At 69.3% G+C, this 23,433-nt stretch carries 21 protein-coding genes; 15 read left to right on the top strand and 6 right to left on the bottom strand.

From position 1 onward, the window contains the following. Nucleotides 1-4 precede the first annotated feature (4 nt). The 7 genes from MYSTI_RS22620 to cglE all read left to right on the top strand — a co-directional run bounded on the left by MYSTI_RS22620 (nt 5) and on the right by cglE (nt 11,314). Nucleotides 5-1,243 (top strand): outer membrane beta-barrel domain-containing protein, encoded by a 1,239-nt coding sequence (locus MYSTI_RS22620; RefSeq protein ID WP_015350115.1) that lies wholly within the window; start codon nt 5-7, stop codon nt 1,241-1,243. Between the two features lie 31 nt (nt 1,244-1,274). Next, the gene (locus MYSTI_RS22615; RefSeq protein ID WP_015350114.1) at nt 1,275-2,816 is read left to right on the top strand and encodes a tetratricopeptide repeat protein; all 1,542 of its coding nucleotides are present in this window, start codon (nt 1,275-1,277) and stop codon (nt 2,814-2,816) included. A gap of 121 nt (nt 2,817-2,937) precedes the next feature. After that, complete coding sequence (locus MYSTI_RS22610; RefSeq protein WP_015350113.1) at nt 2,938-6,600, top strand: tetratricopeptide repeat protein; 3,663 nt, start codon at nt 2,938-2,940, stop codon at nt 6,598-6,600. Further along, nucleotides 6,597-8,063 (top strand): tetratricopeptide repeat protein, encoded by a 1,467-nt coding sequence (locus MYSTI_RS22605; RefSeq protein WP_015350112.1) that lies wholly within the window; start codon nt 6,597-6,599, stop codon nt 8,061-8,063. The genes MYSTI_RS22610 and MYSTI_RS22605 overlap by 4 nt, the downstream gene beginning before the upstream one ends. Nucleotides 8,064-8,192: 129 nt before the next feature. Continuing rightward, a complete protein-coding gene (locus MYSTI_RS22600) occupies nt 8,193-8,483 on the top strand; it encodes a hypothetical protein (protein ID WP_015350111.1) in 291 nt (96 codons plus the stop codon). A gap of 52 nt (nt 8,484-8,535) precedes the next feature. Then, nucleotides 8,536-10,593, top strand: coding sequence for a TonB family protein (locus MYSTI_RS22595; RefSeq protein WP_015350110.1), 2,058 nt, complete (start codon nt 8,536-8,538; stop codon nt 10,591-10,593). Between the two features lie 112 nt (nt 10,594-10,705). Continuing rightward, nucleotides 10,706-11,314, top strand: coding sequence for an adventurous gliding motility protein CglE (gene cglE / locus MYSTI_RS22590; RefSeq protein ID WP_015350109.1), 609 nt, complete (start codon nt 10,706-10,708; stop codon nt 11,312-11,314). 21 nt (nt 11,315-11,335) lie between these two features. Here cglE and MYSTI_RS22585 read toward each other — a convergent pair whose 3' ends face one another. Together MYSTI_RS22585 and MYSTI_RS22580 are read right to left on the bottom strand one after the other, a co-directional pair. Next, nucleotides 11,336-12,097 carry an SDR family NAD(P)-dependent oxidoreductase gene (locus MYSTI_RS22585; RefSeq protein ID WP_015350108.1) on the bottom strand — a complete coding sequence of 254 codons (762 nt, stop codon included), beginning with the start codon at nt 12,095-12,097 and terminating at the stop codon, nt 11,336-11,338. Further along, entirely contained in the window at nt 12,094-12,573 is a 480-nt protein-coding gene (locus tag MYSTI_RS22580; protein ID WP_015350107.1) for a hypothetical protein, read from the bottom strand. Before MYSTI_RS22580 ends, MYSTI_RS22585 begins: the two co-directional genes overlap by 4 nt. A gap of 154 nt (nt 12,574-12,727) precedes the next feature. On the opposite strand from MYSTI_RS22580, the gene MYSTI_RS22575 reads away from it, so the two are divergent. Next, nucleotides 12,728-13,183 carry a MarR family winged helix-turn-helix transcriptional regulator gene (locus MYSTI_RS22575; protein ID WP_015350106.1) on the top strand — a complete coding sequence of 152 codons (456 nt, stop codon included), beginning with the start codon at nt 12,728-12,730 and terminating at the stop codon, nt 13,181-13,183. A gap of 77 nt (nt 13,184-13,260) precedes the next feature. On the opposite strand, the gene typA is transcribed toward MYSTI_RS22575, so the two are convergent. The 3 genes from typA to MYSTI_RS22560 form a co-directional block, all read right to left on the bottom strand. Then, the gene (gene typA, locus MYSTI_RS22570; RefSeq protein ID WP_015350105.1) at nt 13,261-15,108 is read right to left on the bottom strand and encodes a translational GTPase TypA; all 1,848 of its coding nucleotides are present in this window, start codon (nt 15,106-15,108) and stop codon (nt 13,261-13,263) included. A 212-nt stretch (nt 15,109-15,320) separates the two neighbouring features. Next, complete coding sequence (locus MYSTI_RS22565) at nt 15,321-16,259, bottom strand: alpha/beta fold hydrolase (protein ID WP_015350104.1); 939 nt, start codon at nt 16,257-16,259, stop codon at nt 15,321-15,323. Continuing rightward, a complete protein-coding gene (locus MYSTI_RS22560; protein ID WP_015350103.1) occupies nt 16,256-17,839 on the bottom strand; it encodes a sigma-54-dependent Fis family transcriptional regulator in 1,584 nt (527 codons plus the stop codon). Before MYSTI_RS22560 ends, MYSTI_RS22565 begins: the two co-directional genes overlap by 4 nt. A gap of 168 nt (nt 17,840-18,007) precedes the next feature. Here MYSTI_RS22560 and MYSTI_RS45350 point away from each other — a divergent pair, with 168 nt between their 5' ends. The 6 genes from MYSTI_RS45350 to MYSTI_RS22535 all read left to right on the top strand — a co-directional run bounded on the left by MYSTI_RS45350 (nt 18,008) and on the right by MYSTI_RS22535 (nt 22,475). Beyond that, nucleotides 18,008-18,136 (top strand): hypothetical protein, encoded by a 129-nt coding sequence (locus MYSTI_RS45350; RefSeq protein WP_267881015.1) that lies wholly within the window; start codon nt 18,008-18,010, stop codon nt 18,134-18,136. Then, the gene (locus tag MYSTI_RS22555) at nt 18,100-18,975 is read left to right on the top strand and encodes a cation diffusion facilitator family transporter (protein WP_233277931.1); all 876 of its coding nucleotides are present in this window, start codon (nt 18,100-18,102) and stop codon (nt 18,973-18,975) included. Before MYSTI_RS45350 ends, MYSTI_RS22555 begins: the two co-directional genes overlap by 37 nt. 111 nt (nt 18,976-19,086) lie before the next feature. Next, nucleotides 19,087-20,124: a hypothetical protein gene (locus MYSTI_RS22550; protein ID WP_015350101.1), complete on the top strand. Its 1,038-nt coding sequence runs from the start codon at nt 19,087-19,089 to the stop codon at nt 20,122-20,124. A gap of 25 nt (nt 20,125-20,149) precedes the next feature. After that, complete coding sequence (rsmD, locus tag MYSTI_RS22545; RefSeq protein ID WP_015350100.1) at nt 20,150-20,707, top strand: 16S rRNA (guanine(966)-N(2))-methyltransferase RsmD; 558 nt, start codon at nt 20,150-20,152, stop codon at nt 20,705-20,707. Nucleotides 20,708-20,751: 44 nt separating this feature from the next. Then, on the top strand, nt 20,752-21,234 hold the full coding sequence (coaD, locus tag MYSTI_RS22540; RefSeq protein ID WP_015350099.1) for a pantetheine-phosphate adenylyltransferase: 483 nt from the start codon (nt 20,752-20,754) through the stop codon (nt 21,232-21,234). Nucleotides 21,235-21,284: 50 nt separating this feature from the next. Then, nucleotides 21,285-22,475 carry a pyridoxal phosphate-dependent aminotransferase gene (locus MYSTI_RS22535; RefSeq protein WP_015350098.1) on the top strand — a complete coding sequence of 397 codons (1,191 nt, stop codon included), beginning with the start codon at nt 21,285-21,287 and terminating at the stop codon, nt 22,473-22,475. 55 nt (nt 22,476-22,530) lie between these two features. Here the strand turns inward: MYSTI_RS22535 and MYSTI_RS44785 are convergent, their stop codons facing one another. Next, nucleotides 22,531-22,953, bottom strand: coding sequence for a hypothetical protein (locus MYSTI_RS44785; protein WP_015350097.1), 423 nt, complete (start codon nt 22,951-22,953; stop codon nt 22,531-22,533). A gap of 101 nt (nt 22,954-23,054) precedes the next feature. Here MYSTI_RS44785 and MYSTI_RS44780 point away from each other — a divergent pair, with 101 nt between their 5' ends. Next, nucleotides 23,055-23,399, top strand: a complete 345-nt coding sequence (locus MYSTI_RS44780; RefSeq protein ID WP_052351047.1) for a hypothetical protein — start codon at nt 23,055-23,057, stop codon at nt 23,397-23,399. Nucleotides 23,400-23,433 lie beyond the last annotated feature (34 nt).

Here is a 23,433-nt window from a genome sequence, read left to right as displayed (position 1 = left end):
AACCATGCGACCGATTCTGTCCCTCGCGCTGCTCGTCGCGACGGCGGCCCAGTCCGCCCCGCGCTTTCCTGAACCCGGGCAGGTGCTCGCCCAGCTGGAGGGCAGCCCGTCCGTGCCCGCGCCGGGCGCGGAGACCTCCGTGCCTCCGCCTCCCGAGAGCCCCGCGCCGAAGCCGGAGCGGCCTCGGGCGCCCATGTCGCGTCCCGCCCCGGTCGCACCCACGGAGGTGCCGTCGGTGGAGCCCGCGCTCGCGCCCATGGAGGACAGCGCGCCGGTGCCGGAGGTGGTGGAGATGCCGGGGCACGCGCAAGAGGAGGCCGCGCCGGTGACGCCCGATGACGCGCCGCTGCTGGCGTCCTCGGACGAGGCGCCTCGCACCACGGATGCGCGGCAGCAGGAGCTGGTGAACGGCGCGCCGCTCTACAACCCGAACGTGTCGCTGCACATCGTGCAGAAGAAGCGCTTCGCGGACGAGAGCAAGCACGAGCTGGCGCTGTACCCCGCCGTCGTCCAGGTGAACGGCAAGTACACCAACCACGCGGGCACGGCGCTGCACTACAGCTACCACCTGCAGGAGAACTTCGCGGTCCAGGTGACGGGCCAATACAACTGGCACACGAACGAGAGCGACTTCAACCTCGAGCTCATCGACAAGGTGCGCGAGCAGGCGCAAGCGGCCTCGTCGCTGCTCCTGGTGTGGGGCGCGCAGGCGGGCGTGGAGGTGACGCCGCTGTATGGGAAGTTCGCGTTCCTCGACGACAAGCTGGCGCAGTTCAGCCTGGTGCTGAGCGGGGGCGCGGGCGTGGGCTCCACGCGGCACCTCATCCGCCCCGAGGTCGCCAACGAAGTGGAGGGCCGTCGCTACACGGTGCCCGCGCGCTTCGGTGACACGGGGACCAAGTTCCTCGGCTCGGTGGGCGGCGGCTTCCGGCTCCAGTTCGGCGAGTCGTACGCGCTGCGCCTGGAGGTGAGGGACCTCATCTACACGGCCCGGGTGGACAAGGTGGATGGGTGCAACCTGGCGGACTTCGAGAAGCTGGAGGCCGCGCGCACCAGCGGTCAGGACTTCGGCACGCTGCAACTGAGTGGCAGCTGCAAGTACCAGAAGTTCGACGGCGTGGACCCCAAGACGAAGAAGAACTACCGCGAGGACATCATCCTGGGGAGGGACCTGGTGGCCGAGCCCTCCTCGGACGTCCTCAACAACATCAGCTTCTACGCCGGCTTCTCGTTCCTCTTCTGAGTGTGAGCGCGTCATGAGGGCACGATTCGCCATGAACCAACTGCTTCGACTCCTTGTCGTCCTCGCGCCGCTGGCGGCGGCCGCGCAGCAGGACTCCGGTGGCTACAACCGCGCGTTGGCCGCCTTCAACGCGGGGGACTTCGACACCGCCGCGCCGCTCTTCTTCCAGGCCTCGGAGTCCGGCGGTGACGCGCAGGTGCGCGGCAAGGCCGAGTACTTCCTGGCCCAGTCGCTCGCGAAGGAGGGGCTGCTGGTGTCGGCCTTCATCTCCTACGCGGCCATCGTCAACGCCGGGCCCTCGCACCCCTCGTACCTCAAGGGCGTGGAGGGGCTGGTGGACATGCAGCAGCAGCTCGACGAGCAGAACCTCATCCCCAGCATCCTCAACCAGGCGTACTCGGACGAGGTGCGGGACCAGTGGGTGACGCTGCCCAAGGAGGTGCTGGCTCGCATCAACTACCTGGTGGGCACGGTGAGCCAGCGCCGCATGCGCTTCGAGGAGGCGCGGACGCTGCTGGAGGCGGTGCCGAAGGACAGCCGCGTCTACTCGAAGGCGCGCTACCTCTTGGGCGTGGTGCTGGCGGACCCTCGCTTCCCGGGGCGCCCGGGTGAGGGCGACACGCTGGACAAGGAGGCGCTGGCCGCCTTCAACGTCGCGCTGTCCGGGACGGAGCCGCAGGTGGAGCTTCGCGCGACGCAGCACCTGGCCCTCATCGGCCTGGGGCGGCTGCACTACCGGCGGGGCGAATACGCGGAGGCCTCCGCGGCGTACGAGCAGGTGCCTCGCTACTCGCGCTACTGGGACCAGGCCCTCTTCGAGAACGGCTTCGCGCGCTTCCAGAACGAGGACTTCGGCGGGAGCCTGGGCAGCCTCCAGGCGCTGCACGCGCCCCAGTTCGCGGGAGCCTTCCAGCCCGAGTCGTGGATCCTCAAGGCGACCGTCTATTACTACTCGTGCCTCTACGACGAGGTGAAGACGACGCTGGCGGCCTTCGACGCGCTGTATGGCCCCATGGCGAAGCAGCTGGAGCCCTTCGCCGCCGAGAACGGGGACCTGGTGCAGGCGTTCAACCTGGTCGCCTCGGAGAACAAGGGGCTGCCGCGTCCGGTGTACCTGTGGATGCGCAACAACGAGCGCATCCGCGAGGTGATGCGGGTGCTCTCGCGGCTGGACGAGGAGAAGCAGGGCCTGCGCGCCGGGCCCTGGCGCGGCACTCCGCTGGCGAAGCAGACGGTGGCCGCGCTGGAGGACGTGCGAGGCACCTTGCTCCAGGTGGGTGGAACGCTCGCGCGCAGCCGCATGCGCGAGGCGGTGGACAACCTGCGGACGTTCTCCGACCAGGCGGAGATCATCCGGGTGCAGACGGCGCTGGACGAGAAGGACTTGCTGCAGGCGGGAGTGGACCAGAAGGCATTGCTCACACGTCAGTCGCTCTATCGCCCCAAGATGCCGGGGCCTGCGTGGAACTACTGGAAGTTCCAGGGCGAGTTCTGGATCGACGAGATTGGTTACTACCAATACACGCTGAAGCGTGGTTGTCCGGCGAAGACACCGGAAACCCAGACGCATTGATGCCGTGAGCGGGTGGCCCGCCACTTCTCAATGAAGGGGGGCGCGTCTACTTTCGTTCGTCCCTTGTCGCCGGGCGGACGGCGGTGCGGTGGTCGGGGCGGCTTCACAGGCGGGGGCTGGCATGAAGGTGGTGCTTCGTTTCGGTGCGCTGGCGGTGGGCGTGGCGCTCGCAGCCAGCGGGGTGGGAGAGGCGGCGGAAGCGCCCGCGCGCAAGGCGGTGAAGAAGCCCGCGGCGGCGTCGACGTCGAAGTCCTCGGGTGCGGCGGAGAAGGGCGGACGAAAGGGAGCACAGGCGAAGAAGGCGGAGGCGAAGACACCGCCGCCGCCCGGAGTCGCCGCCGAGGATGTGCGGCGAGGTCCGGCGCGCGTGAAGCCCGCCACCGCGAAGTTCGCGGACGTTCCCCGCATCGCGGACTCGAGGAAGAACGCGCTGGCGGACAAGAAGCGCGACGAGGCCATCGAGGCCTTCAAGCGCCTCATCCCCAAGCTCCAGGACGGCAACCCGCAGAAGGCGGAGATGCTCTACCGGCTTTCGGAGCTGTACTGGGAGAAGTCCAAGTACCTCTACCAGCTGGAGATGGACCGCTTCCTCGCGGCGGAGAAGAAGTACGACGAGGCCGTGGCCCGCGGCGAGAAGGCCGAGGCTCCCAAGCAGGACCATCGCGACAGCGAGCGGTTCCGCACGGAGACCATGGCCATCTACGCGGACATCCTGAAGGCGTATCCGAACTATCCGCAGCGCGACGAAGTCCTCTTCTCCATGGGCTACAACCTCTACGAGCTGGGCCGGCGCGAGGAGGCCGTGGCCCGCTACGAGGAGCTCATCCAGGAGTTTCCCCGCTCGCAGTTCGTGCCGGACGCCTACATCCAGCTCGGCAATCACTACTTCGAGTCGAACAAGCTCATCCCAGCGAAGGCCAACTACGAGAAGGCACGCGATTCGAAGGTGCCGAAGATCTATGGCTACGCCGTCTACAAGCTGTCCTGGTGTGACTACAACACCGGCGACTACGACGCGGGCCTCCAGAAGCTGCACGAGGTGGTGGACTACGCCGCGAAGCAGCCGGAGCTGGGCGACCTGCGCACCGAGGCGCTCAATGACTTGACGGTCTTCTACGTCCAGCTGGACCAGCCCAAGCAGGCCATCGCGTACTTCCGCGAGAAGGCGCCCGCGGCGCGGCAGGGGCGGCTCATCGCGAAGACGGCGGCGGGCCTGGTCGACGCGGGCCACTTCGACAGCGCCATCCTCCTGTACCGCACGCTCATCGACAGCGACGCGATGGGCGCCAGCGCGCCCGAGTACCAACAAGCCATCGTCCGCGCCTTCGAGGGCCTGCGTCAGCGTCAGCAGGTCCGCAAGGAGATGAAGCGGATGGTGGACCTCTACAGCCCCGGCGGCGAGTGGTGGAAGGCCAACGAGGGCAAGGCCACCGTGCTGCGCAACGCCTTCAACGTCACCGAAGAGGCGATGCGGGTGATGGTGACGGAGTACCACCAGGAGGCGCAGAAGACGCGCCAGGTGGAGACCTACCGGCTCGCGCGAGACATCTACAAACAATACGTGGATGCGTTCGCCTCCAACGCCAATCCCGACTTCGTCGCGGACTCCGCGTTCAACCTCCGCTTCTTCTACGCGGAGATTCTCTGGGCGCTGGAGGAGTGGGAGGCCGCCGCCGCCGAGTACGACGCCGTCGTCGCGTTCAAGGTCCCGGACCGCGACTCGGCGCGCGAGGTCTCCAACGAGAGCTACCGCAAGAGCGCGGCGTTCAACGCCATCCTCGCCTACGACAAGCTGGTGAAGATCGAGCGGGGGCAGCTCGCCCGGAGCGACCTGCGAGACGGACAGAAGGTCGACGAGAAGAAGGACAAGGGCGACGTCGCCCGGCAGAAGATCGTCAAGCGCGACGCGAAGCAGCGGGAGGCCGAGCAGCTCACCCGCTTCGAGGAGCGCCTGGTGTCCGCGTGCGACACCTTCGTGAAGCTCTACCCGGACACGCAGGACGAAATCGACCTGCGCTACCAGGCGGCCGTCATCCTCTACGACCGGGCCCACTTCGTGGACGCGGCGCACCGCTTCGGCGAAATCATCGACAAGTTCCCGGAGGAGCGGCGCTCGCGCGACGCGGCGGACCTCACGATGTACGTGCTGGAGAGCCGGCAGGAGTGGCTGGAGCTCTCCACGTTGTCGCGGCGGTTCCTCGAGAACAAGAAGCTGTCCAAGCCCGGCTCCGAGTTCGCGGCCCGCGTGTCGCGCGTCGTGGAAGGCAGCCACTACAAGTGGGTGGACGAGGTCGTCTACAAGCAGGAGAAGAATCCGAAGAAGGCCGCGGAGGAGTTCCTCAAGTTCGTCAAGGAGTTCCCCAGGTCGGAGAACGCGGACCGCGCGCTCACCTACGCCATGTCCATCGCGCAGGAGACGGGCGAGCTGGACCGGGGCATCGAGGCCGGTGAACGGGTCCTCGCCGAGTACCCCCGCACGCCCTTCGAGCTGAAGGCGCGCTACACGCTCGCGGGCCTCTACGAGAAGGTCGCTGACTACCGCAAGGCCGCCTTCATGGCGGAGTCGTTCATCTCCGCGTACGACGCCGCGGTCAGCGCTCGGGAGTCGGAAGGAAAGAAGCGCAAGAGCGCTCGCGCGAAGCCTGCGCCGAAGAAGAGCGACGTCCAGGGGATGGACGAAGACGCGGCCTCGCGCAACGGACAGCTGGCCGCCGAGCGCAAGCTGCTGGTGGATGAAGCGGGCGCCTGGGTAGCGGACGCCCAGTTCAACGCGGGCGTGTGGTGGGAGGGCGCGGGGGAAGCCCAGAAGGCCGTGGCCGCCTACAACGCCTACGTGTCGCGGTTCCGCGAGCGCAAGGACGTGCCGCAGGTGGCCTGGTCGGCGGCGCTCGTCTGGGAGAAGGAGCGCAAGTGGAGCGAGGCGGCGCGGGCCTTCGGCGCCTTCGCGGATGGCTTTGGCCGGGACTCCCGCACCACGGCCTCGCAGCTCTACCTGGCGCGCTACCACGAGCTGCTCGCGTGGCAGCACCTCAAGAACTCACGTGAGCAGGAGCAGCTCCAGGGCGAGCTGGTCCGCTCCTGGAGCCGGTTGCCGGAGGCCGCGCGCAAGGACGACACGATGCTCAACGCCTATGCCCACGCGCGCTTCCTGGCGCTGGAGCCCGCGTGGAAGCGGTACTCGGACATCCGCTTCTCCCGCGTGAGCACCATCCGCAGGGACCTGGCCGCGAAGCAGCGCGAAATCCAGCGCGTGGAGAAGGAGTACCTCGCGGTGCTCGCCACGGGCTCGGGCGAGTGGGGCATCGCGTCGCTGACGCGCATCGGCCTCGCGTATGCCGACTTCGCGCGCAACATCATGGACTCGCCGGACCCGACGGGGCTCGACGAGGAGCAGCTCGGGATGTACCGCGGTGAGCTGGAGAACCTGGCGCTGCCGCTGGAGGACAAGGCCAACGAGGCGCTGGAGAAGGCGCTCGAGAAGGCCTACGAGCTGGGCGTCTACAGCCCCTGGACGCTCGCCGCGCAGGAGCAGGTGAACCGCTTCCACCCCGGCACCTATGCCCAGGTGAAGCAGGTGGACTTCCGCGCCAGCGATGCCCTGGCCCTGGCGGAGCTCGCGCGCGAGCCCGGGGACGCGACGGCGGCCGCCGCCTCGCCCGTTCCCCACTCGACGCCGCAGGCTCCCGCCGCACCCTCGGGGAAGCGCGAGGGCTCACCGACGCCTCCCGCCTCGGAGGAGAGGACCCAGGCACCCACCGCCGAAGCGAAGGAGGTGCGGCCATGAGCTGGCTCCGCATGCATGACAAGACGAAGGCGCGTCCCGTGACGAGGCCACTCCTCGGGTATTGGCGCTCGCTCCTCGTGGGCTCGGCGGCCTTCATGGCCGCGTGTGCGACGGCCCCCACGCCCAAGCCCGTCACGACCCAGGCGAAGGCCCCTCCGGCGGCGCCTCCTCCCCCAGCGGTGGCACCGCAGCCTCCGCCGCCGAAGGACCTCACGGCCTCCGAGGAGTTCGCCGCCGCCATCAAGGCCTTCGAGGCGGGGAACCTGAACGGCGCGCGCCATGGCTTCGAGATGGTGCTGGCGAAGGCGCCGGGGAGCCTCAACGCACGCTTCAACCTGGGCCTCATCGCCGAGCGGCAGGGGCGCGTGGAGGATGCGCGCGGCGCCTACGAGCAGGTGCTCCAGCGAGACCCGTCGCACACGTCCTCGGTGCTCAACCTGGCGGCGGTGTATCGCAAGCAGGAGCGCGGGCCGGAGGCGATTGCGCTCTTCGAGAAGGCGCTGAAGGCACCCGGGCATTCGCACGACGCGATGCTGCTCAATGGCTTGTCGGCGACGTATCGGCAGGCGGGGAAGCTCGACGAGTCCGAGGCCACCGCGCGCCGGGTGCTCGAGCGGAACAAGGACAACCCGGGGGCGTACAAGAACCTGGCCTATGTCGCGTACGCGCGGGAGAAGTACCGGCTGGCGGAGCTGCTCGTGGGCACCGCGCGCAAGCAGTCGGAGAAGGACCCGTCGCTCTACAACCTGCTGGGCATGGTCTACCTGAAGCTGGATGAGCGCTCCCGGGCGCTCGCGCAGTTCCAGAAGGCCGTGTCACTGGATGACAAATACAGCCCTGGTTATCTCAACCTCGGGGCGCTGGCGCTGCGCTATCGCGACTACGCGGGCGCGGAGCGTGCCTTCTCTCGCGCGCTGGAGCTCGAGCCGGACTCGATGGAGGCCCGCCTCTCGCTCGCCTGGGCGCTGGATGGTCAGAAGGGGCGCGACCCCAAGAAGGGGCTCGCGGCGGGAGAGTCCTTCGAGAAGGTGCTCGCCACACGAGACAACCTCCCGGAGGCGGTGTGTGGCGCGGGCTGGGCCTTCGCCTCGGAGCGCTCGGGCTGGGAGCGAGCCATCGCCTTCCTCGACCGCTGCAAGGGAATGCAGTCCACGAGCGAACAAGACAGACAGCTCATCACCGCCAAGGTCCAAGGGCTCCAGAACATGCTCAAGACCCCGCCCGCGAACGCGGCGGCGGCGGTGGCGAGCCCCGAGGGAGACCCGAAGAAGGACGGCGCCGAGGACAAGCAGGACGCGGCCACGGGCGGCGCGGGCTCCCTGCTGAACCAGCTGCCCCAGGACGCGAATGCTCCCGAGAATGCACCGGAGAACACTTCCGAGGGAGCCCCCGAGCCGCTCGAGGATCAGGGCGCTCCGGCCACTCCAGAAGCGGGCGGAGAGAGCCCCTCTCCGTCGAAGTAGGACAGGAATCATGACAGGGGCAGGGGAGAAGTTTTTTCACCCTCCATGCCCCTGTTGAGAGGGCGACAAGCCAGGTCCATGGGAATCGAGGACTTGGATTTGGACCGCCCCATGCAACAGGAGGCGGTGATGAGACGACTGGCAGCGGTGATGACCGGGGTGGGGTTGCTCTGGGCGCCGGCGGTGATGGCGCAGACACCGGAGCGTCCCAAGGATTCGGTGAAAGTCATCCAGGAGGAGGACCGGACTGTCTTCAAGAAGAAGACAGTCATCGACTTCACGGATGTCGCGGTCGAGGGCGAGCTGACGAAGCCCGAAGGCTCGTACGTGCTCCACCGCAAGAAGACGGACTTCCAGAGCCTCATCAAGGTCCGGGAGAACTTCGACCCGGAGCTGCAGAAGTCCGTCGACAACCTGTAGCGGTGGCGGTCAGGCGTTGGTCGGGTGTGGAAGGGAAGAAGGAAGAATCCTCATGGCGGCGGCGAAGAACAACAGCTTGACCCTTCGAATCACAGGCCCGGATGGCTCCACCGTGGAGACCATCTCCGAGGGTGACAGCGTCATCGTGGGCTCGGGTGCCCAGGCGGCGGTGAAGCTCCAGGACCCTCGGGTCTCCAACCTCCATGTGATGCTCAAGGTGGACAAGGATGGCTCGGTGACGGCCATCGACCTGGGCAGCGAGGCGGGGACGGAGATCAGCGGCCAGCGGCTGGTCATCCCCACGGCGCTCAAGCCCGGTGATGTGCTGTGCGTGGGCGGCACGCGCGTGGAGGTCCTCTTCGACAGCGCCGCGCCGGAGCGTCGTGCTCCCGCGGGTGCGCAGGTCTCGGGGCAGCCCTTCCAAGGCTCGGTGACGCAGCGGACACCACCTCCACCTCCGCGCGAGTCCATGCCCAGGCCCCAGGTGGTGACGCCGCCGTCGGCCGCGGGGAGCACGGCGCGAGGCGAGTTCGTCTTCTCGCAGGCGCGCACGGAGTCCTCGGGCTCCTCGGGTGGGGGGCTTCGCACCGAGCGCACCATGAAGCCCGCGGTGACACCCGTGGCGGTGCCTCCCCCCTCGCCGCCGGTCCGCCCCTCCGTGTCCAGGCCCGCCGTCGGCGAGGCCCCGGGCCGCGTGGTGCTCCCGCAGCTGCGCGAGCCGCTCCCCGTCGAGGCGATGCCCACGGCCCGGGAGAAGGTGCTCCAGGTGGCGATGCTGTGGGGCGACACGCTGTTGCAGGTGCGGCACTTCGGAGACGGAGTCCCCGTCACCATCGGCGATGGAAAGAAGAGCTGCTTCAACGTCAACGCGCCGTCGGTGGGCGCGCGGCACGTGCTGGCCGTCGGCCGGGGTGAGCTGCTGGAGGTGCACGCGCCGAAGGGCTCGGGCGTCATCGTCACCGAGCGCGGGCACGTGAAGCCGAAGGACACGCTTCGCGCCGCGGGCCAGCTCACGGGCTCCGCCGAGGACGCGGAGCAGGTCTTCAAGGTGGGCCTGCATCACCGCGTGGAGGTGACGGTCGGGACGATGACCTTCGTCGCCCGGTACGTGAAGCCCTCGCCGGCCATCGCCACCAGCACGCTGGCGGAGACGGACTTCACGTTCTTCAAGATCGCCAGCATCTGCGTGCTCACGGGCCTGGCGGTGGTGCTGGCGATGATGCTGACGCCGCGCGCGGAGATGGCGCCGCACGACGACATCTTCGAGTCACAGCAGCGCGTGGCGAAGTTCCTCGTCACCCCCGAGAAGCGCATCGAGCAGAAGAAGCTCCAGCTCTCCGGCATGGAAGAGGGCGCGAAGGCGAAGGACGAGGAAGGCAAGTTCGGCAAGGAGGACGCGAAGCAGCAGGAGGCCGCGCCGTCCAAGCCGGGCACGCCCATGGTGGACAAGTCCAAGAAGGAGAAGGACCGCAAGGTGGTGGGCAAGGTCGGCCTCCTGGGCGCGTTCAAGGGCTTGAAGGGCGGTGCCTCGGACGTGTTCGGGCCGGGCGGCTTCGGCACGGGCTTGAACAACATGCTGGGCGGCCTCAAGGGCGGCGCGGCCATGGGTGACGCGCAGGGCGCGGGCGGCCTGGGCTCTCGCGGCGCCGGCACGGGTGGCGGTGGCACGGCCATGGGCATCGGCGGCCTGGGCACGCGGGGCGATGGGCGCGGCACGGGCGGCACGGGTGGCATCGACCTGGGGGGACGCGGCAAGTCCATCACCAAGGTCATCCCCGGCAAGACGACCGTGGTGGGCGGCCTGGACAAGGACGTCATCGCGAAGGTGATTCGCCGCCACCAGAATGAAATCAAGTACTGCTACGAGTCGGAGCTGAACAAGGAGCCCAGCCTCGCGGGCAAGGTCGCGGTGGCCTTCACCATCGACCCCACGGGCGCGGTGTCCGACGCCACCGTGTCGGAGTCGACGCTGAACAACTCCCGCGCGGAGCAGTGCATGATTTCGCGCATCCGCCGCTGGAAGTTCCCGGAGCCCAAGGGCGGCGGTGTGGTGGCCGTGACGTATCCGTGGATGTTCTCGCCGGCGGGCTCCGAGGGCGGAGAGGGGTAGTGGACGTCCGCGCGTCCTTCATTCCCACCCCTCGTTGCCGTGTCGAGGGGGCGTCACTAACGTCCCACGCCGCTTCCGGTTGGACCGGGAGGGCCTCGTGTGGGGAGGTCCCGTGAACAAGTCCCAACTGGTCGCCGCGCTCGCAGTCGCCCTGCTGTCCTCTCCGGCCCTCGCGGGCACGCCGCCGGAGGGCGTGGAGTTCCAACCGCGCCGAGGCTTCTATACCGACACCAACGTCGGGGTGTTCTTCACCGTCGGCGGGCAGAACTCCTACTCGAACGCCCAGACGTACCTGCAACTGGGTATCGGTTATGACCTGACGGAGCGCATCTCGCTGGGCGCGCACTTCGGCATGGGGGCGTCCGCGCAGAACTGCTTCGCGGGCTACCTGCCGGGCTCGGAGACGTGTGCGCTCTCCGACAACTTCACCATGCAGTTCCTCAACGCCACGGCCTCGTACCACCTGCGGTTGATGGACCGGGTGTACCTGACGCCCAAGCTGGTCGCGGGCTACACGCGACTGGACCCGGCGCCGGTGGACCCCGACAAGGGTGACCCGGGCCGGGCCGTCAGCGCGCCCAACGCGGGCGTGGGCGTGGGCTTCGAGTACAACACGGGCATGGACCACTTCTCCGTGGGCGCGGATGTGCTGGCCCGCTTTGTCATCGGCCCCGACATCACCTCCTTCGCCATCTTCCCGAAGGTGAAGTACACGTTCTGAGCGGGGCCGTGACGCGGGCCCTCAGGCCCCCGCGAGCCTCCCGCCGTCGATGGCCAGCGTCGTCCCCGTGACGAACGACGCCGCGTCCGAGCCCAGCCATGCCACGGCCCGGGCGACTTCCTCCGGCCCTCCGATGCGGCCCATGGGCACGGCGCGGACGATGGGGGCCCGCCGCTCCTCGGGAATCTGCTGGAGGCGCCCGGTGAGGATGGGCCCTGGAGCGACGACGTTGAGGCGGATGCCCTTGTCCGCGTAGTCGAGCGCGGCGGAGCGGGTGAGGCCGATGATGGCGTGCTTGGTCGCGCTGTAGGCCCCCATGCCTCGAACGCCGTTGAGGCCCGCGGTGGAGGCCATGTTCACGATGGAGCCACCGCCGGAGGCCAGCATCGCGTGGAGCTGGTGCTTCATGGCCAGGAAGAAGCCGCGCACGTTGATGCGGTAGGAGCGGTCCAGGTCCTCGACGGAGAGGTCCGCCAGGGGCGCGGGCATGTGCCCGTCCGCGGCGTTGTTGAAGGCCACGTCCAGCCGGCCGAAGCGCGCGACGGTGGTCCGCACGAGCGACGCGATGGAGTCCTCGTCTCCCAGGTCCGCGGGCACCGGCAGGGCCGTGCCGCCTTGCGTCCGCAGCTCCTCCGCGAGCGCGTGGAGCGCGTCCTCCGAGCGCGCCGCCAGGACGACGGTGGCGCCTTCCTCCACGAAGGTCCTCGCCGTCTGGGCGCCGATGCCTCGGCTGGCGCCGATGACCAGGGCGACCTTTCCCTCCAACAGTCCTCGGCGGCTCATGACGCGGCCTCCCACTTCGAGATGGCCGTGCCCACCAGGACCCAGCCGAACGCCAGCAGGGCGTGGCGGCCCCAGGAGAGCTGGAGCCACCTGCTGCCTCGCGCGGCCAGGTCCGCGTCGTAGGGGCCCTGCGCGGCCAGGGACGACAGCGACATGATCTCCGGCGCGAACCAGGCCCCCGTCGCCACCCAGACCAGGGCGTACACCCCCAGCGCTCCCGCGATGAGCATGCGCCGGGCCGGGGCGCGCCAGTTGAGGACCAGCGAGCTGATGAGCGTGCCGAGCACCGCCATCTGCAGCGGAATCCAGAAGGACATCGCGCTGCTGGCGCGCTCTTGAATCAGCAGCAGCGACGTGGGCGGCGCCTTGAACCACGTGGGCATCACGAAGAGGGCCTCGCTGATGCCGGCCCCCAGCATCACCCCGAACAACAGGCTGTTGAACAACAGGATGTAGAGCGACCGCTTCTTCAGCATGACGACCTCCCAAGGGGCCGAGGGCGGCGAAGGCCGCGCCTGACCCGTTCACCCGCCATGATTGGAAGATGATTGAAGTCGTTCAATGATTGAATTGGTTAAATTATGTGAAGGGGCCCTCGCAATCGCGTCGGGCGCGAGGCACATTGCTCCCATGGCCGGGACCAGTCCGAGAGGGAAGGAAGCGCTGGCGGCGGAGGCATGGCGCCGCTGCTTCAACTTCTTCATGCGCACGCGCGGGCAGCGGGACAGGGTGCTGGAGCGCTTGGACCTCACGCCCAACGACGCGCGGGCGCTCGCGAGCCTGGACCAGGGCGAGGGCAAGGTGATGCGCGCGCTGGCGGAGGAGTGGGCGTGCGACGCGTCGAACGCGACGTGGGTGGTGGACCGGCTGGAGTCCCGAGGCCTGGCGGCGCGGGCCGCGGACCCGGAGGATCGCCGCGTGAAGCGCGTGACGCTCACCGCCCGAGGCGCCAAGGTCCGGCGCCAGCTCCAGGAGGGGATGTACGAGCCTCCGCCGGAGCTGCTCCAGCTCGACATGGCGGAGCTGGAGCAGCTGCGCTCCATCTTCGAGCGGCTGCTGCCCACGCCCGACGCGAAGGGACGCTAGGGGAGGGGAAACACGAAGGGCCCGCTCCCTGGAGTGGGAACGGGCCCTGGGTGCTTCAGCCCCCGTGGGGCTGGGGACTACTCGGCGTCGGCCGCGCGCTCCTCGCGCTTGCGGTCACGCTCGGCGCGGTAGCGGTCGCCGGAGGACAGCGACTTCTTGCGCATGCGCACGGACTTGGGCGTCACCTCGACGAGCTCGTCGTCGGCGATCCACTCCAGGGCCTTCTCCAGCCCCATCTCGCGCGGCGGGACGAGGATGACGTTCTCGTCGCGGCCGGCGGCGCGGATGTTGGTGAGCTTCTTCTCGCGGCAGCAGTTCACGTTGAGCTCGGAGGGGTGCGAGTGCTCGCCGATGATCATCCCCTCGTACACCGTGGTGCCCTCGCTCACGAACAGGTAGCCACGCTCCTGGATGCTGAAGAGCGCGTAGGGGACGGTGTCGCCCAGGCGGTCGGAGACGATGGCGCCGTTCTGGCGCTTCTGGATGTAGCCGAACCACGGCTCATAGCCGTCGAACTGGCTGCTCATGATGCCCTCGCCACGGGTGATGGTGAGGAACTCCGAGCGGAAGCCAATCAGGCCACGGGCGGGGATGCGGTACTGGAGGCGGGTGCGGCCCGAGCCCAGGCTCGCCATGTCCGTCATGCGGCCCTTGCGGGGCCCCAGGCGCTCCGTGACGATGCCGACGCTGTTCTCCGGCACGTCGCAGAACACGAGCTCCATGGGCTCGTGCAGCACGCCGTCCACCGTCTTGGTGATGGGCTCCGGGTTGGAGGCCGTCAGCTCATAGCCCTCGCGGCGCATGTTCTCGATGATGACGGCCAGCGCGAGCTCGCCGCGGCCGACGACGCGGAACGCGTCCGGCGTCTCCGTGTCCTCCACGCGCACGGCCACGTTGCGGTAGGCCTCGCGGTACAGGCGCTCACGCAGGTTGCGCGAGGTGACGAACTTGCCTTCCTTGCCGGCCAGCGGTCCGTCGTTCACCTTGAAGATCATCATCATCGTGGGCTCGTCCACGGTGATGCGCGGCAGGGCGACGGGGTTCTCCGGGTCGCCGATGGTGTCGCCGATGGACACGTCCTCGATGCCGGCGATGGAGACGATTTCACCGGGGCCCGCGTCCAGGATCTCCGCGCGCTTCAGGCCGGAGAAGCCGTACAGCTTGACGATCTTGCCCTGCTCCACCTTGCCGCCCTCGCGGACGACGCTGACGGGCATGTTCGGGGTGAAGCGGCCGGCCTGCACGCGGCCGACGGCGAGACGGCCCACGTAGTCGTCGTAGTCCAGGTTCGCCACGAGCAGCTGCGGCGTGGTCTCCGTGGACGCCGGCGGAGGCGGGATGTGGTTGATGATGGCGTCGTACAGCGGCTCCAGCGTCTTGCCCGGAACCTCGAGCGACGTGGACGCCTGGCCCTGGCGCGCGATCGTGTAGAGAACCGGCATCTCCAGCTGCTTATCGTCCGCGCCCAGGTCGATGTAGAGCGAGTAGACCTGGTCCAGAACTTCCGGAGCCCGGGCGTCCTGACGGTCGATCTTGTTGATGACCAGCACCGTCTTCAGGCCCATGGCCAGCGCCTTGCTCAACACGAAGCGCGTCTGGGGCAGGGGACCTTCGGCGGCGTCGACCAGCAGGATGACGCCATCGACGAGGCGCAGACCGCGCTCCACCTCACCACCGAAGTCGGCGTGACCCGGGGTGTCGATGATGTTGATCTGCATCCCTTTGTAATTAACGGCCGTGTTCTTCGCGAGAATGGTGATGCCCTTCTCGCGCTCGAGGTCGTTCGAGTCCATCACCCGTTCGGCGACGTGCTCGTTGGAACGAAAGGTGCCCGCCTGCCGCAGCAAGTGATCGACGAGCGTGGTCTTGCCATGGTCGACGTGGGCGACGATGGCGACGTTACGGATATTTTCGCGAGGAATCATGCGTAGGAACCGAGGTGAATGGCGGGTGGGGATGCCCTGTGTGGGCAGGTCTCCCGAACCCCACCGGAACCCGGAAGGCCGGGGCTTATATGCCGTGAGTGCGTCCCCTGCAATGAGCGCGGAAGGTCAGCGTGCATCCAAACGGGCTGCACACCCCTCCCGACAGGGGCATTTGCCCCCAGGGAAGGCGTTCGATACCCACCTGTCACGTCTCAGGCACGGGCCGCGGGGGGCAGAATGCGTGCTCCATCCACACCGGGAGTGGAGGGCTTGCCCAGCCGCTCGCGCAGGAAGCGTTCGACCCGGAGCTCGACCAGTCCTGGGGCCTCCAGGGGGGCGGTGTGGGTCCCCTCGGGGATGACCACCAGCTCGGAGTCGGGGATTCGGGCGGCCATCTTCCGGGACAGCCATCCGGGGGTGAACTTGTCGCGCTCCCCGGCCACGACGAGCGTGGGGACGTCCACATGGAGCAGGTGGTCCCAGGCGGAGTGCTCGGAGAGCGAGTCGAGTGTGCGCACGAAGACGACGGGGTCCATCCGGGCCAGGTGTTCGAAGTAGGGCGCCAGATCGTTGCGGGCGATGCGCTCCCGGTTCATCTCCAGGGTGATGGCCAGCTGCACCGCCAATTCCGTGCGCAGCGCCGCGTGGATGAGGCGGGCGGACTGCTCCGGGAAGCGCTCCACCACCCGGCGCAGGGTGGGGAACATCTTCTTGAGGACGTTGGAGTCGTGGAAGGTGTCCAGCGGATTGCCGTAGCTGCCGCACAGGAGGACCAGGCCCTGCACGCGCCGGGCATAGCGGCGGTGGAACTCCAGGGCCACCTGGACGCCCATGGAGTGGCCGAAGAGAACGGCGCGCTCCATGCCCGCGGCGTCCATCACCCGCTGCAGGTCATCGCAGGTGTACAGCATGCCGATGCGCTCGCGGTCCGTGGGGATGCCGGAGCGGCCATGGCCGCGGTAGTGCCAGCGCAGCACGCGGTGGTGACGCGACAGGTAGGGCGCCAGGTACTTCCAGGCGAAGCCGTCGCAGCCCAGCCCGTCGCACAGCACCGCGCCCGGCTCCCCGTCGCCGGTGACCTGGTAGTACAGCTCCGCGCCGTCGGGGACGCGGAGGGTGTCCTGGTGGAAGTAGCCCGGCTCCCGGCTCATGCCTCCACCTCCGGCTCGTCGTTGTCGGGCAGGCCCCGGTCCAGGCCGTAGCGCGAAATCTTGAGGATGAGGTTGGAGCGGCTGATGCCCAGCTCCCGCGCCAGCCGGCTCTTGTTGTTGCGCGTGCGCAGGAGCCCTTGGTGGATCATCTCCCGCTCCAGGGCCTCCACCGCTTCATGCAGCCGCCCGTGCGCGCGCGGCGGGATGAAGGGGCCCCCGCCGGGCACGACGGCGTCGCGGATGCGGCTGGAGAGCAGCTCCGCGGGCAGCATCTCCAGGTCTCCGCCGAGCACGAGCAGCCGCTCGATTTCATTCTCCAGCTCGCGGATGTTCCCCGGCCAGGCGTAGGCGCCCAGGATGGACAGGGCTTCGGGCGACAAGCCACGGGTGCGCTGGCCCTCGCGGTGGTGCTTGCGCAGGAAGTGGTCGATGAGGACGGGCAGGTCGTCGCGGCGCTCGCGCAGGGGGGGCAGCTGGAGGCGGATGACGTTGATGCGGTAGTAGAGGTCCTCGCGGAACTCGCCGCGCTTGACGAGCTCTCCCAGGTCCTTGTGCGTGGCGGCGACGACGCGGACGTTGACCTCCTTGTGCTGCGTGCCGCCCACGGGCAGGAAGGTGCCCTCCTGGAGCACGCGCAGGAGCTTCACCTGGAGCGCCGGGGACATGTCGCCCACCTCGTCCAGGAAGAAGGTGCCTCCGTCGGCGACCTCGAACAGGCCCTTCTTGTCGCGCAGCGCGCCGGTGAACGCGCCTCGGGTGTGGCCGAAGAGGGCGCTCTCCAGCAGGTTGTCGTTGAAGGCGGAGCAGTTCTGCACCACGAAGGGCTGGTCCGTGCGCGGCCCGTTGTGGTGGATGGCGCGCGCGACCAGCTCCTTGCCGGTGCCCGACTCGCCGTTGATGAGGACGGTGGAGTCGGAGTTGGCCACCTTCTCCATCAACCGGAAGACCTCCATCATCGGGCCCGAGCGGCCGATGATCTTCTCGAACCGGTAGCGCTCCAGCACCTCGGCGGAGGGCGGCGGCTGCTGGTCCTCGCGCCGGGCCAGCTCCGCCTCGTTGTTGATGATCTCCTGCGCCGCGTACTCCAGCAGGTCGGACAGCTTCGCGAGCTCCGCGCCATCCAGCACCGGCACCCGCTCCCCGGCGCGCTCCAGGTCGCTCAACGGGGGGGCGAACTGGAGCAGCCGCGAGTGCAGGACGTCCACGTCGCGCGGCTGGAGCGACTGCCGGGCGAAGCCCTCCACGAAGAGACAGCCCGCGTAGTCGTTGTCCACGTACAGCGGCGCGCCCACGATGCTGAAGTTGAGGTGACAGTCGTGGAAGAGCGCGCGGCGCAGCTTCTTGTTGCCGCGGAACTTCTCGTGCAGCACCCGGACGGACTGACTACAGCGCCGCAGTCCCTCGCGCGAGTCGAGCGAGATGCGGCAGAACGGGTTGGGCGGCGGCGTGATATCTCCGCGCTGCCAGTCGTGCACCACGCCGTGGCGGTCCGCGAACGAGAGCTCCATCTGCCACCACTTGCGGATGACATCCCTCAGCATGATGATGGTGTGCAGGCTCTGGTGCTTCTCGAAGTCCATCCCTACCTCCGTCCGGCCCCGCGCACCGGGGAGGGACCGGGCCGTCGGAATCGCGTTTCTCGACCCTCTTACCTCATGACCGGGCTGTATCCTCACTTCTCTCTCCCGTGACTACCTTCTCTCACACGCGCGGCGGAGCGGGGCATGGGCATGACCATGAGCACGGGCATGACCATGACCATGACCATGACCATGGTCACCATCACCACCACGGACATGGGCACCATCATGGGCATGGACCTGGCCCCCGGAAGGGTGGGTTGGCGGAGGAGCGACGCAAGGACCGCCGTCGGCTGATCTTCGCGCTGGTCCTGACGGCGACCATCGCGCTGGCGGAGGCGGTGGGCGGCTGGTTGACACACTCGCTGGCGCTGATGTCGGACGCCGGCCACATGCTGACGGATGTGTCCGCCCTGGGGCTGAGCCTGGTGGCGCTGTGGTTCGCGGGCAAGCCGGCGGATGTGAAGAAGACCTACGGCTACTACCGGATGGAGATCCTCAGCGCGCTGCTCAACGGCGTGCTGCTGCTGGGCATCACCGGCTTCATCCTCTTCGAGGCCTGGGAGCGCTTCCACGCGCCCACGGTGGTGGACGTCAAGCCGATGGCGATGGTGGCCGCGGTGGGCCTGCTGGCCAACCTGGGCGCGCTGGGCTTCCTGCACAACACCCACTCGATGAACGTCCGGGGCGCCTTCCTCCACGTGCTGGGGGACACGCTGTCCTCGGTGGGGGTGCTGTTGGGCGCGGGCATCATGGCGCTCACGGGCTGGTACGTGGTGGACCCGCTCATCTCGCTCGTCATCTCCGTCGTCATCGTGGTGGGCGCGCTGCGGCTGGTGCGCGACGCGGTGGACGTGCTGATGGAGGCGGTGCCGGCGCATGTGGACATGCCGCAGGTGAAGGAGTTGCTCCTGCGCGTGCCCGGCGTGACGGCGGTGCATGACCTGCACGTGTGGACCATCTCCAGCGGCGTCTACGCGCTGTCCGCGCACCTGGTCGTCCTGGACCCCATGGTCTGCAACAACGACGAGATTCTCTCCGCGGTGAAGCACGACCTGTTCGACCGGTTCGGCATCGACCACACCACCATCCAGATCGAGAGCGAGACGTACGCGCACCTGGGTGAGGTCCACTGAGTCGCCGCACCGCGGACCTGCCCTCGTGGGTGGGTCACCCGTAGCGCAACGGACGCTCGCGCAACCTTCGCCTTGCGCTCGCCCGTGCGCGCGGACGATTCTCCGCGGCCCATGAGCGTGCTCGACAAGGTGCTGTCATTGCGGCCGGGCAACACGGTGGCCCGGGTGGGTCCCGGCTCCCGCGTGCCGCTGCTCAACCCTCGCGAGTTGCTGCGCGCGCTGGAGCGCACCCCGGCGGCGCTGCCATGCCTCCCAGTGCAGGCCCGAGGCGCGCTGCCGGGACTCCTGCGCGCGGCGCGCTCCGAAGACGCGGTGTTGGGGCTCGCCTGCGCGCACCCCACGGCGGACCGGGGCGCGGCGGAGCGCTTCGTCGCCGCGGTTCACGAGGCTGCGGTGGAGGCCGAGCACGCCCGGCCCGTGTTCCTCCAAGCGGGGCCCGTGCGCGTGGCGAAGGCGGACGAGGCGTCGCTCGGCGCGCTGCGCGAGGGTCTCTACCGGATGGTGGACGCGGGCTTCGCGCTGGTGTCGTTGGACCTGAGCCGGCTGGACTCCTACGCGGCCGTGGAGGCCCTCCAGGCGCTGGCGGGGCCGGTGACGGAGCGCGAGCTGTCCCTGGAAGTCAGCGCGCCGGCGCCCTCTCAGGGGGGCCTCCTGGACGCGTACCGCACGCTGCTGGAAGGGCTGAGCCAGTGGAAGGTGCCGGTGTGCTTCGTGCGGGTCTCGGAGCAGGACCTGGGCGGTGCCGAGCCGGATGTGGGCACGCTGCGCTCGCTGGTGGACCTGGCGCGGGACTACGGCGCGGCCGTCAGCGTGGGCGACGTGCGCGAGGGCTTCCCCCGGATGCTGCCCACGTACGTGGCGGCCGGCGCCCGGAAGGTGGACTGCGTGGGGCCCTTCGAGCGGCTGGCGCTGGGCGCCTGGTCCCCGGACATCCGCGCGGGGGTGGAGGAGAAGGCCGCGGCGGCGGGGATGCCCGCCGGAGAGCTGGTAAGCGTGCTGGAGGACAGCCTTCCGCCCCTGGCGCCAGGGGCTCGGGAGCGGCTGGAGGCGCTGTCCTTCGCGGAGGCCACGGAGGTGTTCGCCGCGCTGGGGGCCGGTGGGACGGGACATGCCGCCATGCGCTTCCTCGCGGAGAACCGGGGCGAGTAGCCGCCGCGCGGTGTAGAAGGGCCGCATGCGAATCGTTTCAGGCTCCGCCAAGGGCCGGGCGCTGGCGGGCCCCAAGCCCACGTCGCGGCACATCCGCCCCACCGCGGACCGCGTGCGGGAGACCCTCTTCAACGTGCTGGGCCAGATGCTCGATGGCCAGCAGGTCCTGGACCTCTACGCGGGCACCGGTGCCCTGGGCCTGGAGGCCCTGTCCCGGGGCGCGGGTGGGGTGGTGCTGGTGGACCAGGACCGCGAGGCCCAGGCCCTGTGCCGGCAGAACACCGACGCCCTGGGGTTCTCCTCGCAGGTGGAGTTGCTCGCCCAGCCCGCCGTGCGGGCCCTGGAGACGCTGAAGCGCCGGGGCGCGCGCTTCGAGCTCATCTTCGCCGACCCGCCCTACGCGGCGCGGGTGGTGGAGACGGTGCTGGAGGGCGTGACGGCGGCGGGGCTGTTGTCACCCGGAGGGATGCTCGTGGTGGAGCATGACAAGCGCGAGTCCGCCCCGGAGGCCCATGCGGGATTGACCCGGGAGGACCAGCGCCGGTTCGGCGACACCCTGGTGAGCTTCTACCGGGCGCCATGACCATTGCTTGACCGGCATCCGGGCGCGTCCGAGACTCCCTGCACATGCCGGTCGCCATCTACCCAGGTTCGTTCGATCCGCTCACCAACGGGCACCTGAGCCTCATCCAGCGCAGCCTGAAGATGTTCGACAAGGTCATTGTCGCCATCGCGGTGAACCCGAAGAAGACCCCCCTCTTCACCGAGGACGAGCGCCGCGACCTCATCCGCGAGGCGGTGCAGGACCCTCGGGTGGAGGTGGATGCGTTCCACGGCCTGCTGGTGGACTACGTGCGGCGCCGGGGCGGCAGCGTCATCGTCCGAGGCCTGCGCGCCGTGTCGGACTTCGAATACGAGTTCCAGCTCGCGAACATGAACCGCAAGCTGGCGCCCACGGTGGAGACCGTCTTCATGATGACGGGGGAGGACTACTTCTACATCTCCTCCCAGCTCGTCCGGGAGGTGGCCTCGTTTGGCGGCGACGTCACGGGCCTGGTGCCTCCGAATGTCCACGAGGCGCTCAAGGCGAAGTTCGCGCGGAAGACGTAGCGGCCTCGCGGCACTTGTCGGGCACGCGCGGGCGCGCTAGGCAATCGGGCATGAAACTCGCCCGCCGGCTCCAAGCCATCAAGCCGTCTCCGACGCTTGCCCTCAACTCCCGCGCGAAGGCTCTCGCGGCACAAGGCGTGGATGTCGTCGTCCTGGCGGCGGGGGAGCCGGACTTCGACACGCCGGACTACGTGAAGCAGGCCGCGGTGGACGCCATCAAGGCGGGCTTCACCAAGTACACCGCCACCCCGGGCATCCCCGAGCTGCGCGAGGCCATCTGCCGCAAGCTGGAGCGCGACAACGGCCTGCGCTTCACGCCGGAGCAGGTGCTCGTCACCGCGGGCGGCAAGCAGGCCATCTACAACTTCTGCCAGGCGGTGCTGGACGAGGGCGACGAGGTCCTCATCTTCTCGCCCTACTGGGTCAGCTACCCGGACATGGTGCGGCTGGCTGGCGCCACGCCCGTCATCGTCGCCACGCGCGAGGAGGACGGCTTCGCGCCGGACCCGGACGCCATCCGCCGGGCGCTCACGCCTCGCACGCGCGCCATCATCATCAACAGCCCGGGCAACCCGACGGGCGCGGTGTACTCGCGCGCCGCGCTGGAGGGCATCGCCGCGGCCGTGAGGGACCACGACTGCCTCATCATCTCGGACGACATCTACGAGAAGCTCGTCTACACCGGTGAGCGCCTGGGCCTCAGCGACGTGGCGCCGGACCTGGTGCCGCGAATCGTGGTCGTCAACGGCATGAGCAAGGCGTACTCCATGACGGGCTGGCGCATGGGCTACGCGGCGGGTCCCCGGCCCGTCATCGCCGCGATGCAGCTGGTGCAGGACCAGTCCACGTCCAACGCGTCGTCCATCGGCCAGAAGGCGGCGCTGGCGGCGCTGCAGGGGCCGCCCGACACCATCGCCGCCATGGCGGCCGAGTACCACGCGCGCCGCGACTTCTTCGTCGGCGGGCTCAACGCGCTGGACGGGGTGCGCTGCCGGATGCCCGAGGGCGCCTTCTACGCGCTGGCGGATGTGCGGGGGCTCTACGGCCGCCCCTACAAGGGCAAGGCCATCACCGACTCCATGCAGCTCTCCGAAATCCTGCTGGACGACTTCCGCGTCGCCGCCGTGCCGGGAGACCCGTTCGGCGCGGAGGGCTACATCCGCATGAGCTTCGCGACCTCGCGCGCGGTGCTCGCCAAGGGCCTGACGCGCCTGGGTGAGATGGTGCAGGCGCTGCGCTGAGCGACGCTCCGAGCCCCGCCGGCGCCGCTCGAGGAGAGGGCGCCGGCTGTGTGGCTCAGTCGGTGTAGGCGAAGGCGCGGTACTCGTTCGCGTAGGGCTTGTAGAGGAAGACGCCCGCGCGGCCCGACAGGTTGCCCACCGCGACCCAGACGTCCTTCGTGTTGCGCAGGTCCAGCCCGAGCCGGGCCGGAGGCTTGCCGTACTTCTTCTCCATCGCCTCGAGCGACAGGACCTCCACGTCGTAGAGGGTGACCAGGTCCGTGCGCTTGAGCCGCAGCTGCTTCACCCACGAGGCCACCAGCTCCTCGGGCGTGGCGAAGCGCTTCTCCTCGAGCTGGAAGGGGTAGAACAGCTCGTTGGCGGTGCTGCGCACGTCCCCCGTCAGCAGCGTCTGGAAGAGGAAGCGCGCGCTCGTCTTGATGTCGGCGAGCCGGATCTCCTCGGGCGTGAGGAGGGGCGCCTCCGGCTCCAGCGGCACCTCCGGGCGGTTGATGGCCGGGGTGGGCGCGGCGGGAGGCGGGGCCGCGGCCGTCGCGGGCTTGGGCGCGGGCGTCGGCGGGCGTCGGAGGCGGCGCGGCGATGGTCTCGGGCCGGGCCTCGGTGCCAGGGGTGGCGGGCGCGGTGGGCGCGGCGGCCTCGGCGGTGGGCTTCTTCCTGGCCGGGCGAGGCTTCACCTCCGGCGCGGCGGGGGGCGGCGCGGGCGGCTTCTCTTCGGCCACCGGGGCGGAGGCGGGATCCTCGGCCTTGGGGGCGGCGGGCTCCTCGGCCTTGGGGACGGTGGTCGGAGCAGGGGCCGGCTGTTCGGCGGGAGGGGCGGCGGGCTCGGGCGTCGCGGGCGCCTGGGCGAGGGCGTGCGCGGAGAAGGAGAGGATGAGGGCCAGGGACCAGCGACGCATGCGACCTCCGAGAAGGGGCGGAGCGTAGCAGAGCCGGGGGGCGTGGGGTGCCCACCTGTCCT

The sequence above is a fragment of the Myxococcus stipitatus DSM 14675 genome, assembly GCF_000331735.1.
Classification (GTDB): Bacteria; Myxococcota; Myxococcia; order Myxococcales; family Myxococcaceae; genus Myxococcus; species Myxococcus stipitatus.
This window is presented reverse-complemented; position numbering and strand designations above follow the sequence as displayed.